The organism is Streptomyces sp. NPDC033180, assembly GCF_055577645.1.
This window is the reverse complement of record NZ_JBVIPU010000015.1, coordinates 30,411-46,330: the sequence shown is the minus strand read 5'-3', so window position 1 is coordinate 46,330 and position 15,920 is coordinate 30,411. Positions and strand designations below refer to the sequence as shown.

The window sequence follows — 15,920 nt, the reverse complement described above, 5'->3', positions numbered from 1 at the left end:
GTCGCCCGGGCACCTTCTCCGGCTGCCGGGCGCGGATCGCCGTGCCCCGACACCGCACCCGGACGCCCGGGCACGGGTCGCCGGTCGCCCGGGCGCCGGTATCCGGTTGCCGGGCGCGAGTCGCCGTGCCCCGACACCCCACCACGGTCGTCCCACCCCGACACCCCACCACGGTCGTCCCACCCCGGCAGCACCCCCACCCCCCCGTCACCGCACCCCGTACGAGCAGGAGCTGGATCCACAGATGCACGATCACGCACGCGCCCACTCCCATGACGACGCCACCTACGACCTCCTGGTCGTCGGGTCGGCCAACGCCGACCTGGTGATCGGCGTCGAGCGCCGCCCCGCCCCCGGCGAGACGGTCCTCGGCTCCGACCTCGCCACGCATCCCGGTGGCAAGGGCGCGAACCAGTCGGTCGCGGCGGCCCGTCTGGGCGCCCGTACCGCCCTGCTCGCGCGGGTCGGTGACGACGTCCATGGCCGGCTCCTGCTCGACTCGCAGCGCGCGGCGGGCGCGGACACGGTCGGCGTCCTGGTCGGCGGGGCCCCCACGGGTGTCGCGCTGATCACCGTCGATCCGTCGGGCGACAACAGCATCGTGGTCTCGCCGGGGGCCAACGCCCGGCTGACACCCGACGACATCCGCGCGGCGGGCAGCCTGCTCGCCGCGTCCCGGGTGATCTCGACGCAGCTGGAGGTACCCATCGACTCGGTGACGGAACTCGTACGCACCCTGCCGGCCACGGCCCGCTTCGTCCTCAACCCCTCGCCACCGGCACCGCTGCCGGGCGAAGTCCTCGCGGCATGCGACCCGTTGGTGGTGAACGAGCACGAGGCGCGCTACATCCTGGGCGAGCCGTCCTCGGACCTTCCCGAGGACTGGGCACGCGAGCTCCTCGCCCTCGGCCCCCGCTCGGTGGTGATCACCCTGGGAGCGGAGGGGGCACTGACGGCGGACGGCAGCGGCTCCCCCGTCACGGTGCCGAGCCCGAAGGTGGACGCGGTGGACACGACCGGCGCGGGCGACGCGTTCACGGCGGCCCTGGCCTGGCGCCTCGGCCTGGGCGAGGACCTCCCGACGGCTGCGGCGTACGCGGCGCGCGTCGGGGCCGCTTCGGTCACCCGGCAGGGCGCGCAGGAGTCGTACCCGACGGCGGACGAAGTACCGACGACCCACGAGGTACCGACGACCGACGAGGTACCGACGACCCACGAGGTACCGTCCGCATGAAGAAGACCGGCATCATCAACCGTCATCTCTCCGGTGCGCTCGCCGAGTTGGGCCACGGGGACACGGTCCTGATCTGCGACGCGGGCATGCCCATCCCGCCCGGGCCCCGGGTCGTCGACCTGGCGTTCCGGGCGGGTGTCCCGTCCTTCGCGGAGGTACTGGACGGGCTGCTGGCCGAGCTGGTGACGGAGGGCGGAACGGCGGCGACGGAGGTCCGGGAGGCCAGTCCGGCGACGGCCGGGCTCCTGTCCTCCCGCGTCACGCCCCTCACCCTGATCCCGCACGAGGAGCTCAAGCGCCGCACGGCCGAGGCCCGCCTGGTGGTACGCACCGGCGAGGCCACGCCGTACGCGAACGTGCTGCTGAGGTGCGGGGTGTTCTTCTAGACGAGGCTACGCCCGCCTACCCCGGGACACGCCCGCCTACCCCGGGGCAACCCCGGCGCCGCCGGGAAAACTCAGCGTCCGGTACACCGTCACCCCGCCCTCCAGCCGTCCGCCCATCAGCTCCCCGCACGCCTGCGCCGCCGCGCTGACCCGCTGCGTGTACGAGGGGTCGCCGGTGTCGAGCAGGATGCCCAGCGTCGTACCGCTGTGCGCGACGGCGACGCCCAGCCCGCCGACCTCCCGGCAGATCTCCCGCATCGGCTCCAACGTCCACTTGTGGCGCAGGAGTTGGTTCATCTGCGCGCTGCGGGTCGCGACCCTGCCGACCTCCGCCAGGTCGCGGCGGCGGACGGCGCACGCGAGGCGGTCGAGCAGACGCGCGTACTCATGGCGGTCGGCCAGGGTGAACGGCTTGGGGATACGGTTGAAGTCGACCGTGTCGACCGAACCGCCCTCGTCGATCCCCACCACGGCCATGACCGGGAGCGATCCAAGGATGCCGCGCAGGCGCACGGTGCGGTGGTGGAAGGCCACGATCGCCGGGTAGAGCACCCCGTCCGTGGGCTCGATGTCCGCGAGCAGCCGCTCGATCCGGGCCGGCGGCATCGCGACACCCAGCGCCTGCCCGACCGCCCGCGCGGTCGCGACCAGGTCGGCCGACGAGCTGGCCAGGCCCTTGCCCTCGGGGATGACGCTGTTGACGCGAAGAGTCCCCCCGGTTGACGGTACGCCGGTCTGCCGCTGCGCCAACTCGCCGATCGTACGGGCCAGTTGGAGCGCCTTGCTCTTACCGGCGGGCCGGACCGTCACGTCTTGGAAGCCGGGCTCCCGCCGGTAGGTGGCCATCGTCCACCGCGCGACGGGCAACGTCACCAGGAAGTCCCCGTCCTCCTCAGGCAGCACACCCTGAAGCAGCTCACCGAAGGTCCCGAAGGCGGTACCCACTCCGGTTCCGGCTGCTCCCGCACCCACCGGGCGGGGCCTCGGCCCGGCCTCCTGGGACAGCTTCACAGTTCTCCTCCCGACGTCCCGACACCTCCAGCGCCCACAGGCTGCCACAACTCTATCCGTCTTGACAATCATTTTCATCTAGTGTGATGCTCTCGGCTCGGCGACCGACGCAGGGACACTCAGGACACACAGGGGGCAGACGTGCACGACCACATAGCCGAAGCAGTGAAGAAACCCGATCTCATATCCCTGGAACCGGACTTGGTCTGTCTCCGGTTCGAGACGATGAAGATCTATTCGGCCCTGGGAGCGGTCCGTCACCTTCTTGATTCCGGCGCCGTGAAACCCGGCGACACCCTTATCGACAGTTCCAGCGGTATCTACGCGCAAGCCCTGGCGCTCGCCTGTCACCGCTATGGCATGAAATGCCACATCGTGGGTTCCACGACGGTGGACCGCACCTTGCGCGTCCAGCTGGACATTCTCGGCGCCACGCTGGAACAGGTGCGGCCGTCCAGGAATCTCCGGCTCGACCAGGAGCTGAGAGTGCGACGCATCGCGGAGATACTCGAGGCCAATCCCTCGTACCACTGGATGCGGCAGTACCACGACAGCATTCACTATCTCGGCTATCGCGACGTGGCCGAGACGATCGACGCCGAGGTGCCCGGGGGTCCGCTCGCCCTGGTGGGCGGGGTCGGCTCGGGGGCCTCGACCGGCGCCATCGCCGGATATCTGCGGGAGGCCGGCCGCGATGTGTCACTCGTCGGCGTGCAGCCTTTCGGCAGCGTCACCTTCGGTTCGGAGCATGTGGCCGATCCGGACATGATCATCGCCGGGATCGGCAGCGCCATCGAATTCCAGAACGTCCGGCACGAGGCCTACGACCGCGTGCACTGGGTGAATTTCGACTGCGCGGTGTCCGGCGCGGTCTCGCTCCTGCGGACCAGCGGAATCTTCGCCGGTCTTTCCACCGGCGCCGCCTATCTGACCACGCTCTGGGAACAGCGCCGCGACGATTCCCGTACGTACGTCTTCATCGCGGCGGACACGGGTCATCGCTATGTCGAGAGCGCCTACGCGCAACACGCTCAGGCGCCGGACATCGACACCCTGAAGCCGCACGAGATCACCTCGCTCGACGAGCTGAGGCATCCCTGGTCGACCACTTCCTGGCCCGTCCTTCCCTGACAGCACAGCGGCACCACCCCCTACGCGTCCACCCACCACCTTGAGAGAACTCCCCATGTCACACCCCGATCCGCGCACACCCCACAACGTCGCGGAGCTCATCGACGCCGTCCTTGCGGGCGCGTACGGCCCCGACCCCAAGGACCTCTCCGTCACCAGCGCGTTCTGGCTCTACAACACCACCCGTCTCGCGGGCAGCGAAGTGACGTACCACAACCACTACTTGCTGCTCCGGGTCGGCACGGCGTTCGGCGCCTGCTCCTTCGAAGCCGGTGAACTCGCCCCGGACTTCTGCGAGAACGCCTCGGGCCACAGCCTCGACAAGCTGCTGCGCGCCGAGTCCACGCCCGTCCGCGTCGCCGCGCTCGACGCCTATCTCGCGCAGGTGCAACCGCACCGGGACGCCTCCGATGCCGAGCGTGTCACGCTGCCCACCGGCACCCCGGAGGTCAGGGCGAAGGCCCGCGACGCCGCCATCGCCGGGCTGCTCGACATCGAGCCGGGCGCGAAGGTCGCGCTCATCGGCGTGGTCAACCCCCTCGTCGCGGCGATACGTGAGCGGGGCGGCGTCTGTCTGCCCTGCGATCTCAATCTCCGTACGACCCAGTGGGGCGACCGGATCACCGACGACATGACGGAGGTGCTCAAGGAGGCCGACGCGGTGGTCGCCACCGGCATGACGCTGAGCAACGGCACCTTCGACCTGATCCTCGCGCACTGCCGCGAGCACGAGGTGCCGCTGGTGGTGTACGCGCAGAGCGGCAGCGCGGTGGCCCGCGCTTTCCTGCCCGCCGGGGTCACCGGGCTCTCCGCCGAGCCTTTCGCGTTCTCGCAGTTCAGCGCCGACGAGACGTCGCTCTACCGCTACAAGGAGGCGGCGTGAGCGTCAACTCCAAGGTCACCGCGCGGACTTCTACGTCGTCGGATGCCGCTGAGGAAGCCCTGCCGGGCGATCTGCGCATGGCCCGCACGCTGTGGCCCGTCCTGGTCGCGTCCGCGGTAGGCCTGCTGCCGTTCACCGTTTTCAGCACGTATCTGGTCCCCATGGCCAAGGACGCCGACAGCAGTGTCGCCACCCTGGGCGGCCTGCGCGGACTCGGCGGACTCGCGGCCCTGTTGGTGGGCACGGCGCTGGCGCCGCTCATCGACCGGGTGCGCAAGGAGTGGGCCGCGGCGGGCGGTCTCGCCGCGCTCGGCGTATCCGCCGCGCTCGGCGCGAGCGGGGACTTCATCCTGCTCGCCGTGTTCTGCCTCCTTGTCGGCGCCGGCACGTCGGTGCTGAACCCGGCACTGACCGCGGCCGCCGCCGACCGCTTCGGTTCCGGTAAGGCAGCGGGACGCGCGGCGACGCTCGTCACGGCGACGCAGTCGATGACGGCGATGCTCGCGGCGCCGGTCATCGCGCTGCCCGCGCTGCTCTGGGGCTGGCAGGGCGACCTGTTCGCCGTGACCGGAGTGTCGCTGCTCCTCGCCGCGATCTTCTTCGTGCACGGCAAGGACAAGCCGGTCGAGGAGAAGGAGGGCACCCAACGCCTGGGCTACATAGCCTCGTTCAAGGCGCTCGGGACGATCCCCGGAGTCGTCCCCCTCCTGCTCATCGCCCTGCTGCGCACGGCTGTGTTCATGGGCTACCTCTCCTACCTGGCGGCCTACTACGACGACCGGTTCCAACTCGACCCCGGGCTCTTCGCGTTCGTCTGGACACTCAGCGGCGCGTCGTTCTTCGTGAGCAACCTCCTCACGGGGCGGGTCACGAACTCCGCTGAGCCGCGGATCGGCACCGAACGGATGCTGGCGATCGGTCTGGTGGCCGCACTCGTCTCGGTCGTGGGCTTCTACTTCACGCGCTGGCTGCCGCTCGCGCTCGCGATGACGTCCCTGCACGCGGCGAGTCACGCGGTCGTGGCCGCGTGCGTGGTCAGCCTGCTCGTCCGGCGCTGCGGCACACAACGCGGCGCGGCCCTGAGCGTGAACGCCGCGGGGATGAGCCTCGGCGTCTTCGTGGGCGCCGGCCTCGGCGGCCTCGGCCTCGGACTCGCCGGATATCCGGGGACAGCCGTGGCCTTCGGGGCACTGGTGCTCGTGGCACTGGTGGCCGCGATGCTCGTGCTGAGGGCGGGACCGGTGGAGGAGATCCCGGCGAACCGGGACCCGGGCGAGGGCCTGGCGGATCAGGACCCCTCAGGCGAGTGCCCGGCAGGCCGGAATCCCTCGGACAAGGGCCCGGCGGACCGGGACCCGACGGGCGACGGCCCTGCGAAGGAGGGCCCCCCGAAGGAGGGCCCCCCGAAGGGCGGTCCGGGGAAGGACGGACCGGGCAAGGACGGACCGGGCAAGGACGGACCGGGCAAGGACGGACCGGGGAAGGGAGCCGGGGCCGCCATCTAGCGCCCCCCCAGCCGCCGTCCGCGCCCGCCCCGCCAGGGAGCGGGGCCTCCCCTTGCTCCCTGGCGGGGCGGGGCCTCCCCTCCCCCTGGCGGGCGACGGCCTCACCCCAGCCCATCCCCAACCCGGGCCACCAGCCCATGGGCCCCGGCCCGCTGTGCTCAATCCGCCTGAGCCCGGACCGACTTGAGAGGACCGACCGCCATGCTCCCGCCGCCCGCGATCTCCCCCACGGCAGCCCTCGCCCCGGCCCCCGACGCACCCCCACCGGACCCCCCGTCCAAGGGCGCCCGGAACCGGATCGCCTCACGAGCGGGGCTCGCGGGGATCTGCGCCGTGCTCCTCCTCGCCCTGCTCGCCTCCGTCGTCGTGGCCATCGGCCTCGGCTCCGCCGTGGTCACGCCGGGCGACACGGCCCGGCTGCTGTGGGCGGCGCTGACTGGCGGGAGCATCGACGCGGGCGAAGTGACGACGTATCAGATCGTGTGGCAGATCCGCACACCTCGCGTGCTCCTCGCGGCGCTTGTGGGGGCCGGACTCAGCGCGGTCGGCGTCGCCATCCAGGCGCTGGTGCGCAACGCACTCGCCGATCCGTTCGTCCTCGGCGTCTCCTCCGGAGCCTCGGTCGGCGCTGTCGCCGTCACGGTCACCGGAGGTCTCGCGGCACTCGGCATCTACGCCGTGTCGGCGGGGGCCTTCATCGGGGCGCTCACCGCTTCCCTTCTGGTGTACGTCGCCTCGGCGAGCCGCGGCGGCGGGCTCTCGCCACTGCGGCTCGTCCTGACGGGCGTGGCCATGGCGCTCGGCTTCCAGGCCGTGATGAGCGTGATCATCTACTTCGCGCCGGACAGCGAGGCGACCAGCATGGTCCTGTACTGGACGATGGGCAGCTTCGGCGCGGCGAGCTGGGGCGCCCTGCCCGTCGTGGCCGCCTGCGTGCTGCTCGGCCTCGCCGTGCTCCACCGGTACAGCCGGGCGCTGGACGTCCTGGCGCTCGGCGACGAGACCGCGACGAGCCTGGGCATCAGCCCCGACCGGCACCGCAAGGGCCTGCTCCTGCTCGCCTCGCTGATCACCGGGGTGATGGTCGCCGTCAGCGGCGCGATCAGTTTCGTCGGCCTGGTCATGCCCCATCTCGTACGCATGGTGGTCGGCGCCGCGCACGCGCGCGTGCTCGCCGTCGCGCCGCTGGTCGGAGCGGTGTTCATGGTCTGGGTCGATCTGGTCTCGCGCACGCTCGTGGCGCCGCGCGAGCTACCCCTCGGGGTCATCACGGCGCTGGTCGGAGTGCCGGTCTTCGTCGCGCTGATGCGGCGCAAAGGCTATATGTTCGGGGGCCGTTGAGATGGAACTCGCACTCGACGGCTTGTCCGTGACGATCGACGGCAAGCTCCTCGTCCGTGACCTGTCCCTGGAGGTGGGCAGCGGCCGGATCGTGGGCCTGGTGGGCCCGAACGGCAGCGGCAAGTCCACCGCGCTCAAGTGCGTCTACCGCGCGCTGCGCCCGAGCTCCGGCGTGGTCCGGGTGGGCGACGACGACCTCTCCCGCCTGACGCCACGCCGCAGCGCGCAGGTCGTCGCCGCGATGGCCCAGGACGGCGCGGTGGACCTCGATTTCACGGTCGAGGAGGTCGTCGCCCTGGGCCGCGCGCCCCATCTGCGCGGCAACCAGTCACTCGGCGCCCGCGAACGCGACCTATGCGCGCGGACCATGGCTCGACTCGACCTCACCCGCCTCGCCGGCCGCGGCGTACTCACCCTGTCGGGCGGCGAACGCCAACGTGTGCTGCTGGCGCGGGCGTTGGTCCAGGAGCCCCGGGTCCTCGTCCTCGACGAGCCGACCAACCACCTCGACGTCCGCCACCAGATAGAGCTCCTCTCGCTCCTGAAGGGCTCGGGCCTCACCGTCCTCGTGGTCCTGCACGACCTCAACCTCGCGGCGGCCGCGTGCGACCGCATCGGAGTGCTCTCCGAGGGCGCGCTGGTGGCCGCCGGTACGCCGGAGGAGGTGCTCACCACGGGTCTCGTCGACGAGGTGTTCGGCGTCAAGGCCAGCGTGATCATCCACCCCCTGACCGGCGACCCCCAACTCCTCTACGCGCTCAGCCCTTCCACTCCCCTTTGAAAGGCACCGCCAGACCATGCCCAGAACACGTACCACCATCGGATCGGCGCTCGCGGCGGCCCTGCTGCTCGGCGGCTGCGGCGCGGAGGTCGACTCGGACTCCGAGTCCGCCGGCGCCTCAGAGAAGGTCACCGTCAAACGCTGCGGTGAGCCGGTCGCGTACAGAACCCCGCAGCGTGCGGTGGTCTACGAGGGCGGCAGTGCGGACAAGATGTTCAGCCTCGGCCTGACGAAGCACGTCCACGGTTACGTGATGCCTCCGGCCAACCCGCCGGTGAGCGAGTCCCCTTGGGCGTCGGAGTACGCCAAGGTAAAGATGCTCAGCGACGATCTGCTCAACAAGGAGCTCGTCGTGGAAGCCAAGTCCGACTTCGTCGTCGCGGGGTGGAACTCGGGCTTCAGCGACCAGCGTGGCATCACCCCGCAGATCCTGGACAAGCTCGGCATCCAGAGCTTCATGCACACGGAGAGCTGCTTCAACTACCCCAAGTACCCGGAGAAAGTGACCCCGTTCAAGGCCCTGTACTCGGACCTGGACCGCCTGGGCAAGATCTTCAAGGTCGAGAAGAAGGCGGACGAGGTCGTGGGCGGCCTCAAGAAGCGCGTGGCCGCCGTCGAGTCCAAGGCGCCCACGGGCGACCGGGTGCCCGTCTTCCTCTACGACTCGGGCACGGATCAGCCCTTCACGGCGGGCAGCCAGGTCCCGCCGAACGACATCATCAAGGCCGCCGGCGGCAAGAACGTCTTCGACGGCCTCGACGAGCGCTGGACCCAGGTGAACTGGGAAGCCGTCGCCGAGGCCGAGCCCGAGGTCATCATCATCTTCGACTACGGCGACATGCCCGCCAAGAAGAAGATCGATTTCCTGAAGAAGTCCCCGCACACCAAGGAACTGCTCGCCGTGAAGAAGAACAACTTCTTCGTCCTCGACTACAACGAGGGCATCAGCGGGCCGCGCAACATCGACGGCCTGGAGAAGTTCGGGAAGTACGTGCGGGAGCTGAAGCGGTGACGCGGACCGGGCCCTCAGTGAGCCTCGTCCAGTGAGCCCGTGAGACGGCCCAGGAGCCCCTGCAGGGCAAGGACCTCCTCGACCGTCAGGCCCGTCGAGGCGAGGATCCGGCGCGGGACGGGCAGAGCCCGCTCGCGCAGCTCGACTCCGGCATCCGTCAGCCGGACGGTGACGGAGCGCTCGTCGGCGGCGCTGCGCTCGCGCCGGACAAGGCCTGACGTCTCCAACCGCTTGAGGAGCGGCGAGAGCGTGCCGGAGTCGAGGCGCAGCCGCTCGCCGATCGCCTTGACGGGCTGCGGGCCCTGTTCCCAGAGCACCAGCATGACCAGGTACTGGGGGTAGGTGAGGCCCAGGTCCTTGAGGGCATCGCGGTAGACGCCGCCGAAGGCGCGCGAGGCGGCGTGCAGCGAGAAGCAGACCTGGTGGTCGAGGCGGAGCAGCTCGGCGTCGGGCACGTTGAGCGCGTCGGGCGCCTCGGGCACGTCGGGCAGCTCGCGTCCGGTGGGTTCGGCGGTCGGCGATGACGTCATGGGTCCAGAGTACCTGGCACACGCCATTAAGTTGTGCGCAACTAAGTTGTGTGCAACTCTTACGTCAGAGCCACCGAGGACAACCGAGGGAAGAGGACACCCCATGAACGCGCTGTACACCGCCGTCGCCACCGCCAACGGCCGCGAGGGCCGCGCCGTCAGCTCCGACGGCCAGATCGACCTCGCGCTCGCCATGCCCCCGGCCCTCGGCGGCAACGGACAGGGCACCAACCCCGAGCAGCTCTTCGCCGCCGGGTACGCGGCCTGTTTCGCCAGCGCGATGGGGGCGGTCGCCCGTGAGATGAAGGTCGACACCAAGGACGTCTCGGTGACCGCCGAGGTCTCCATCGGCAAGGATGACGCGGGCTTCGGGCTCGCGGTCGTGATGCGCGTGGAGTTGCCGGACTCCCTGGCCGGCGAGACCGGGCAGCAGCTGGTCGAGGCCACACACGCGTACTGCCCGTACTCCAAGGCCACGCGCGGCAACATCGAGGTCGAGCTCGTCATCGAGTAGCCCGGCGGGGTTCGGGGTCGCCCCCGACGGGCGGGTACCGTAGAGGGACCGATCTCATGGGCCTCCTGGTGGGCTGCGTGAACCCCAGGAGGCCCAGAATGACGACGAACCGCGGACGCAAGGACGTGATCCGGAACCGGATGACGTCCACCGGCGAGTCGTACAACGTCGCTGCCCGCAACCTCAAGGCCATGAAGGACATGGGCGCCACCCGCGAGGCGGTCGTCACGCAGCGCTGGCAGCCGGCCGAGACCCTGGACGTGCCGTGTCCCTGCGGCGGCACCTGCGAGCCGGGCGAGAAGTGCGACCGCTGCCACGCCCGCCACCGCCACGTGGCCCGCTATCCCGGCAGCCGCACCGAGGTCGAGACCTGGGCGGACCGCTACGACTGCATGGGCTGCGCCTCCTCGTACACCATCCTCGTCGTCCTGCCGGGCCGCCCGTGGGGCATCGCCGAGACGGTGGTCCAGGGCGCGTCCGGCGAGCCGGTGATCAAGGCCCGGGTGTTCCCGGGCGTGAAGCACCCGCTGCTGCGTCCGGAGACCCCCGAAGAGGACTGAGCCGGAGCCCGTACGCGGGCCATGAGGCGGTGTCCGATATCCGAATCTGGCTGACCGGCATCTGACCGGTTTCCTCCCTTGACGGCGAGTCGACGCCCCCTCAATATCAGGCAACGCACTTCGCGCCACACACCTCAGCACATCTCGGTTCAGCCCAGCACGACCCAGTACAGCTCCAGCGCCCTGCGGCACCGCGTCGCAGGGCGTCAGTACGTTCCGTCCCCCTCGCTGTTCGGAATTCGGAGCCCCACATGAGAATCTCCAGACCCGCCATACCCCGCGCCCTGAGACGGGCCACCGCGGGTGTCGCCACGCTCGCCGCCGCCGGACTGCTCGCCGCCACCGCGCCCGCGGCCCTCGCGGCCCCGTCCCCGACGCTCGCGGCCCCCGACATCCCGCTCGCCAACGTCAAGGCGCACCTCTCCCAGTTCCAGTCGATCGCCTCGGCCAACGGCGGCAACCGCGCCCATGGGCGCCCCGGCTACAAGGCCTCGATCGACTACGCGAAGGCCAAGCTGGACGCGGCCGGGTTCACCACCACCGTGCAGCAGTTCACCTCGAGCGGCGCCACCGGCTACAACCTCATCGCGGACTGGCCTGGCGGCGACCCGAACAAGGTCCTGATGGCGGGCGCCCACCTCGACAGCGTCAGCTCGGGCCCCGGCATCAACGACAACGGCTCGGGCTCGGCAGGCGTCCTGGAGACGGCGCTCGCCGTGTCACGCGCGCAGCTGGAGCCGACGAAGCATCTGCGGTTCGCCTGGTGGGGCGCGGAGGAGCTGGGTCTGGTCGGGTCGAAGTACTACGTCAACAACCTTCCCTCGACGGAGCGTTCGAAGGTCGCCGGCTATCTCAACTTCGACATGATCGGCTCCCCGAACCCGGGCTACTTCGTCTACGACGACGACCCCACGATCGAGAAGACCTTCAAGGACTACTACGCGGGCCTGAACGTGCCCACGGAGATAGAGACCGAGGGCGACGGCCGCTCCGACCACGCCAGCTTCAAGAACGTGGGCATCCCGGTCGGCGGCCTCTTCACCGGCGCGAGCCGTACGAAGTCCAGCGCCCAGGCCCAGAAGTGGGGCGGCACGGCCGGCCAGGCCTTCGACCGCTGCTACCACTCGTCGTGCGACACGACGTCGAACATCAACGACACCGCCCTGGACCGCAACAGCGACGCCATCGCCCACGCCGTCTGGACCCTCGGCACCGAGACCCCCGTCCCGCCCGGTGACTCGTACGAGAACACCACGGACGTCGCCATCCCTGACAACGGCGCGGCCGTGACCTCGACGGTGAACGTGACAGGCCGCACGGGCAACGCCCCGGCCACCCTCAGGGCGGACGTCGACATCCGGCACACCTGGCGCGGAGACGTGGTCGTCGACCTGCTGGCCCCCGACGGCACGGCGTACCGTCTGAAGAACTCCAGCGGCAACGACTCGGCGGACAACGTCATCGCGACGTACACGGTCAACGCGTCGAGCGAGCCGGCGAACGGCGCCTGGAAGCTGCGCGTGCAGGACGTGGCGGCGCAGGACACGGGCTACATCAACAGCTGGAAGCTGACGTTCTGAGACGTTCCGGATCGGACACGCGTCGGGGCCCGGCAGCATTCTTCCGCTGCCGGGCCCCGATGGCGTGAACCGCCGCTCAGCCCTCCTCGGGCGCCAGCGTCAGCGAGATCGAGTTGATGCAGTACCGCTGATCCGTCGGAGTCGCGTAGCCCTCGCCCTCGAATACGTGACCGAGGTGCGAGCCGCAGCGTGCGCACCGCACCTCCGTGCGCGTCATGCCGTGCGAGGTGTCCTGGAGGAGCTCGACCGCGTCCGTGTCCTTGGGGTCGAAGAAGCTCGGCCAGCCGCAGTGCGACTCGAACTTCTCCTGCGAGGTGAACAGCTCCGCGCCGCACGCGCGGCAGGAGTAGACGCCCTTGGTCCTGGTGTCGGTGTACTCACCCACGAACGCGGGCTCCGTGCCCGCCTGGCGCAGCACCGCGTACTCCGAAGGGCTCAGCTCCGCGCGCCACTGCTCGTCCGGCTTCTCGACGTCGTACGACATGAGACTGAACCCCTTACTTCGACTGCTTCGACTGCTACGACTGCTACGGCTACTTCGACAACTCTGACAGGATCTGCGGGCCGAGGTCCGTGACGTCGCCCGCTCCCATGGTGAGAACGAGATCGCCGGGCCGCGTCATTCCCGCGACGACCGCCGCGGCCTCCGTCTTGTCGTGCACGGCGCGCACGTCGGCGCCCGCCGCCACGGCCGCGTCGATGATCAGGGCGCTGGTGATGCCGGGGATCGGGTCCTCGCGCGCGGGATAGATGTCGAGAACCACGGAGGCGTCCGCGAGAGCCAGGGACTGGCCCATCTCCTTGCCCAGCTCCTGCGTGCGGGAGAAGAGGTGGGGCTGGAAGAGGACCAGGATGCGCGAGTCGCCCGCGGAGGAGCGCATCGCCTCCAGGTCGGCGGTCATCTCCGTGGGGTGGTGCGCGTAGGAGTCGATGACCTGGACGCCCGCCGCCTCGCCCTTGAGCTGGAGGCGGCGCTTGACGCCGGTGTACGAGCCGATGGCCGAGGCGAGGTTGTGCGCCGGGATGCCGAGCGCGATGCCCGCGGCCAGGGCGGCCACCGCGTTGTGGGCGTAGTGGCGGCCGGGGACCGAGACCGTGAAGGTCAGGAACTTGCCGTTCAGGATCACCGTGACCTCGCTGGTCAGGCCGCGCGGGGTGATCTTGTGGATGCGGAGGTCGGAGCCCTCCGACTCGCCGTACGTGACGACCTTCAGGTCACCCGCCTCGCGCACGCGCTTCGTCAGCTCGGCCGCGCCGGACTGGTCCGCCGCGATCACCAGGGTGCCGCCGGGGACGATCTTGCCGGCGAAGGTCTCGAAGGACTCGTAGATCTCGTCCATCGACGCGTAGTTGGCGTGGTGGTCGAGCTCCACGTTCAGGACGATGGCGACCTCGGGCGCGTACTTGTGGAAGCTGCGGTCGCTCTCGTCCGCCTCGGCCACGAAGATCGCGCCGTCGCCGTGCAGCGCGTTCGAGCCCGGCGCGTCCAGGTCGCCGCCGATCGCGTACGAGGGGTCGAGGCCGAGGGTGGAGAGGGTGACGGCGAGCATCGACGTCGTCGTGGTCTTGCCGTGCGTGCCGGCCACCGCGATCGGACGCAGTCCCTCCATGAGGGAGGCGAGCGCGTCCGAGCGGTGGACAACCGGAATGCCGAGCTCCGTGGCGCGGGCCAGCTCGGGGTTGTCGGCGCGGATCGCGGAGGAGACGACCACGCAGGTCGCGTCGGACGCGAGGTGCGCGGCGTCGTGGCCGATGTGGACCGTGGCGCCCAGGGTCCGCAGGGCCTCGGCCGTGGCCGACTCCCGTGCGTCGCTGCCGGCGACCTTGGCGCCACGCTGGGCGAGGATCTTTGCGATGCCCGACATTCCGGCGCCGCCGATGCCGATGAAGTGCGGTCGGTCCATGGCGATGGGAAGGCCGGGTGCCATAGGTTCTTCTCCAGGTGTGACGGCGACTGAACGCGCCGGGCCGTGCGGCCCGGCGGGGTCCAGCCTAGTAACTGGGCCGGCCCAGCCTAATTCCTAGTCCTCCGTGTGCGAGAACAGCTTCAGGACCGGTACGCCCACCTTGTGCCGGGCACGAGACGCCCAGTCCCGGTGGAAGAACTCCTCCACGTAGTGCGGGTCGGTCAGCACGATGACCTCGTCCGCGTTCGCCTCGTCGACCAGCTGCTTGAGCGCGTCGAGGGGGTGGTCCTCGATCAGCCGTCCGGTTGCCTCGCAGCCCGAGGCGCGCAGCGCCGTCAGCGAGACCGCGAGCGCCTTCTGCGCGGGGGCCGTGGCGTCCTGCCCCTCGGGGACGTCCCCTTCCTTCGCCGCCTCGTCGAGCTCCCCCAGAGCCACGTCGTCGATGGCCCGAAGCAGGCGGTCCGCCTGATCGCCGCGGGGTTGGAGCAGCACCCGGAAGGTGACCGTCTCGTCGCCGTGCAAGGTGGTGACGAACTCCACGTCGGCGGAGGTCAGGGCCTTCTCGATCATCAATACGCTTGTGAACACGACAGGCGCCCTTCTCATCCGTGGGCTGCCGAGAGTCTGTCTCGGCAGGCCCCTGCGGAAACCATCCTGCCCCGTGGCCGCACGGGGTCTGCGACTTTTAGTGTGCCCAACGGAAGTGAAACGGAACGGCTGATTCCGCTGATTGTCAGGTTCGACGGTATCGGGTGAAGAGGAACCCGGCCTCCTCCAGTACGGAGGCCAGTACGAATCGTTCCGGCACCGCCACAGCGGACCCCCAGGCGATCCGCTGCGCGTCCCCCGCGGTGAGCATCGGGGACACCGTCAGACAGAGCTCGTCCAGGGCCCCCGCCGCCACGAACTGGCCGAGCAGCCGGGGCCCGCCCTCCGTGAGCAGCCGGGTCAGGCCGCGCTCGGCCAGGGCGGGCGCGACCCGCTCCGGCTCGACCACGGCGCCCTCCCCCGCGACCACCACCACCGCGCCCGCCTTCTCGGCCGCCGCGACCCGGTCGGAGGGCGCCGCGGCACCGGTCACCACGAGCGTGGGCACCGGGGGCGAGGTGAAAAGCGGAAGGGTGAAATCCAGGTCGAGGCTCGCGCTGACCACGGCGATCGCGGGCACCACCGTCTGCCCGGCCGCAGCCCTGCGCTCGGCGAAGGCCTCACGCGCGCGTGCCGGGCGGTAACCCTCCTGGCGTACCGTTTCGGCACCCACGACCACGGCATCGGCGACCGCGCGCAGGGTGCCGAAGATCCGCATGTCCGTGGCGTTCGAGATGGGGTGCGACCGGCCGTCGTGCTGGGCCGCCCCGTCGAGCGTGGACACCATGTTGGCGCGCAGCCAGGGGGTGTCGCCAGGAGGGTAGGCGTACGCGTCGGCGAGCTCCCCGAGCTCCCACTCTCGTACTGATGTCTCGTCTGCTCGTACGGATGTTTCGTCTGTCTGGTCGGTCACAGGGAACAGGCGTCGCATGTCCAGCAGTCTTGCACGGCGCTTAG

Annotated in this window: 17 protein-coding genes; 11 read left to right on the top strand and 6 right to left on the bottom strand. The window is 70.4% G+C overall.

Annotated features, from left to right (window positions below; genetic code table 11):
• Positions 1-244: 244 nt before the first annotated feature.
• The gene (locus ACZ5WE_RS31235; RefSeq protein ID WP_467688130.1) at positions 245-1,234 is read left to right on the top strand and encodes a ribokinase; all 990 of its coding nucleotides are present in this window, start codon (positions 245-247) and stop codon (positions 1,232-1,234) included.
• Positions 1,231-1,620 (top strand): D-ribose pyranase, encoded by a 390-nt coding sequence (gene rbsD, locus ACZ5WE_RS31230; RefSeq protein ID WP_467688132.1) that lies wholly within the window; start codon positions 1,231-1,233, stop codon positions 1,618-1,620. Before ACZ5WE_RS31235 ends, rbsD begins: the two co-directional genes overlap by 4 nt.
• A 36-nt stretch (positions 1,621-1,656) precedes the next feature.
• Here the strand turns inward: rbsD and ACZ5WE_RS31225 are convergent, their stop codons facing one another.
• A complete protein-coding gene (locus ACZ5WE_RS31225; RefSeq protein ID WP_467688134.1) occupies positions 1,657-2,631 on the bottom strand; it encodes a GHMP family kinase ATP-binding protein in 975 nt (324 codons plus the stop codon).
• A gap of 141 nt (positions 2,632-2,772) precedes the next feature.
• Here ACZ5WE_RS31225 and ACZ5WE_RS31220 point away from each other — a divergent pair, with 141 nt between their 5' ends.
• The 6 genes from ACZ5WE_RS31220 (at position 2,773) to ACZ5WE_RS31195 (ending at position 9,284) form a co-directional block, all read left to right on the top strand.
• Positions 2,773-3,762, top strand: a complete 990-nt coding sequence (locus ACZ5WE_RS31220) for a pyridoxal-phosphate dependent enzyme (RefSeq protein WP_467688136.1) — start codon at positions 2,773-2,775, stop codon at positions 3,760-3,762.
• 55 nt (positions 3,763-3,817) lie between these two features.
• Positions 3,818-4,645 carry a Rossmann-like domain-containing protein gene (locus ACZ5WE_RS31215; protein WP_467688138.1) on the top strand — a complete coding sequence of 276 codons (828 nt, stop codon included), beginning with the start codon at positions 3,818-3,820 and terminating at the stop codon, positions 4,643-4,645.
• Positions 4,642-6,150 carry an MFS transporter gene (locus ACZ5WE_RS31210; protein ID WP_467688140.1) on the top strand — a complete coding sequence of 503 codons (1,509 nt, stop codon included), beginning with the start codon at positions 4,642-4,644 and terminating at the stop codon, positions 6,148-6,150. The genes ACZ5WE_RS31215 and ACZ5WE_RS31210 overlap by 4 nt, the downstream gene beginning before the upstream one ends.
• A gap of 201 nt (positions 6,151-6,351) precedes the next feature.
• A complete protein-coding gene (locus tag ACZ5WE_RS31205; RefSeq protein ID WP_467688141.1) occupies positions 6,352-7,491 on the top strand; it encodes a FecCD family ABC transporter permease in 1,140 nt (379 codons plus the stop codon).
• A 1-nt stretch (position 7,492) separates the two neighbouring features.
• Complete coding sequence (locus ACZ5WE_RS31200; RefSeq protein WP_467688143.1) at positions 7,493-8,272, top strand: ABC transporter ATP-binding protein; 780 nt, start codon at positions 7,493-7,495, stop codon at positions 8,270-8,272.
• Positions 8,273-8,288: 16 nt separating this feature from the next.
• Positions 8,289-9,284, top strand: a complete 996-nt coding sequence (locus ACZ5WE_RS31195) for an ABC transporter substrate-binding protein (protein WP_467688145.1) — start codon at positions 8,289-8,291, stop codon at positions 9,282-9,284.
• A 14-nt stretch (positions 9,285-9,298) separates the two neighbouring features.
• Here the strand turns inward: ACZ5WE_RS31195 and ACZ5WE_RS31190 are convergent, their stop codons facing one another.
• Positions 9,299-9,814: a MarR family winged helix-turn-helix transcriptional regulator gene (locus ACZ5WE_RS31190; RefSeq protein ID WP_467688147.1), complete on the bottom strand. Its 516-nt coding sequence runs from the start codon at positions 9,812-9,814 to the stop codon at positions 9,299-9,301.
• Between the two features lie 103 nt (positions 9,815-9,917).
• Between ACZ5WE_RS31190 and ACZ5WE_RS31185 the strand changes: the two genes are divergently transcribed.
• The 3 genes from ACZ5WE_RS31185 (at position 9,918) to ACZ5WE_RS31175 (ending at position 12,468) form a co-directional block, all read left to right on the top strand.
• On the top strand, positions 9,918-10,328 hold the full coding sequence (locus tag ACZ5WE_RS31185; protein WP_361054176.1) for an organic hydroperoxide resistance protein: 411 nt from the start codon (positions 9,918-9,920) through the stop codon (positions 10,326-10,328).
• 98 nt (positions 10,329-10,426) lie between these two features.
• Positions 10,427-10,888, top strand: coding sequence for a hypothetical protein (locus tag ACZ5WE_RS31180; protein WP_467688149.1), 462 nt, complete (start codon positions 10,427-10,429; stop codon positions 10,886-10,888).
• Positions 10,889-11,139: 251 nt separating this feature from the next.
• Positions 11,140-12,468 (top strand): M28 family metallopeptidase, encoded by a 1,329-nt coding sequence (locus ACZ5WE_RS31175; RefSeq protein ID WP_467688151.1) that lies wholly within the window; start codon positions 11,140-11,142, stop codon positions 12,466-12,468.
• 76 nt (positions 12,469-12,544) lie between these two features.
• Here ACZ5WE_RS31175 and msrB read toward each other — a convergent pair whose 3' ends face one another.
• The 4 genes from msrB to ACZ5WE_RS31155 form a co-directional block, all read right to left on the bottom strand.
• A complete protein-coding gene (gene msrB, locus ACZ5WE_RS31170; protein ID WP_467688152.1) occupies positions 12,545-12,952 on the bottom strand; it encodes a peptide-methionine (R)-S-oxide reductase MsrB in 408 nt (135 codons plus the stop codon).
• Between the two features lie 49 nt (positions 12,953-13,001).
• Complete coding sequence (gene murC / locus ACZ5WE_RS31165) at positions 13,002-14,396, bottom strand: UDP-N-acetylmuramate--L-alanine ligase (RefSeq protein WP_467688154.1); 1,395 nt, start codon at positions 14,394-14,396, stop codon at positions 13,002-13,004.
• Positions 14,397-14,489: 93 nt separating this feature from the next.
• Positions 14,490-14,963, bottom strand: coding sequence for an indole-3-glycerol phosphate synthase (locus ACZ5WE_RS31160; protein ID WP_467688155.1), 474 nt, complete (start codon positions 14,961-14,963; stop codon positions 14,490-14,492).
• 145 nt (positions 14,964-15,108) lie between these two features.
• On the bottom strand, positions 15,109-15,894 hold the full coding sequence (locus tag ACZ5WE_RS31155; RefSeq protein ID WP_467688157.1) for a pyrimidine reductase family protein: 786 nt from the start codon (positions 15,892-15,894) through the stop codon (positions 15,109-15,111).
• Positions 15,895-15,920: the final 26 nt, after the last annotated feature.

Coding starts and splice junctions, on each gene's coding strand:
- ACZ5WE_RS31195 (WP_467688145.1), top strand. CDS start 8,289: ATGCCCAGAACACGTACCACCATCGGATCGGCGCTCGCGGCGGCCCTG.
- ACZ5WE_RS31185 (WP_361054176.1), top strand. CDS start 9,918: ATGAACGCGCTGTACACCGCCGTCGCCACCGCCAACGGCCGCGAGGGC.
- ACZ5WE_RS31175 (WP_467688151.1), top strand. CDS start 11,140: ATGAGAATCTCCAGACCCGCCATACCCCGCGCCCTGAGACGGGCCACC.
- msrB (WP_467688152.1), bottom strand. CDS start 12,952: ATGTCGTACGACGTCGAGAAGCCGGACGAGCAGTGGCGCGCGGAGCTG.
- murC (WP_467688154.1), bottom strand. CDS start 14,396: ATGGCACCCGGCCTTCCCATCGCCATGGACCGACCGCACTTCATCGGC.
- ACZ5WE_RS31180 (WP_467688149.1), top strand. CDS start 10,427: ATGACGACGAACCGCGGACGCAAGGACGTGATCCGGAACCGGATGACG.
- ACZ5WE_RS31190 (WP_467688147.1), bottom strand. CDS start 9,814: ATGACGTCATCGCCGACCGCCGAACCCACCGGACGCGAGCTGCCCGAC.
- ACZ5WE_RS31155 (WP_467688157.1), bottom strand. CDS start 15,894: ATGCGACGCCTGTTCCCTGTGACCGACCAGACAGACGAAACATCCGTA.
- ACZ5WE_RS31235 (WP_467688130.1), top strand. CDS start 245: ATGCACGATCACGCACGCGCCCACTCCCATGACGACGCCACCTACGAC.
- rbsD (WP_467688132.1), top strand. CDS start 1,231: ATGAAGAAGACCGGCATCATCAACCGTCATCTCTCCGGTGCGCTCGCC.
- ACZ5WE_RS31205 (WP_467688141.1), top strand. CDS start 6,352: ATGCTCCCGCCGCCCGCGATCTCCCCCACGGCAGCCCTCGCCCCGGCC.
- ACZ5WE_RS31215 (WP_467688138.1), top strand. CDS start 3,818: ATGTCACACCCCGATCCGCGCACACCCCACAACGTCGCGGAGCTCATC.
- ACZ5WE_RS31200 (WP_467688143.1), top strand. CDS start 7,493: ATGGAACTCGCACTCGACGGCTTGTCCGTGACGATCGACGGCAAGCTC.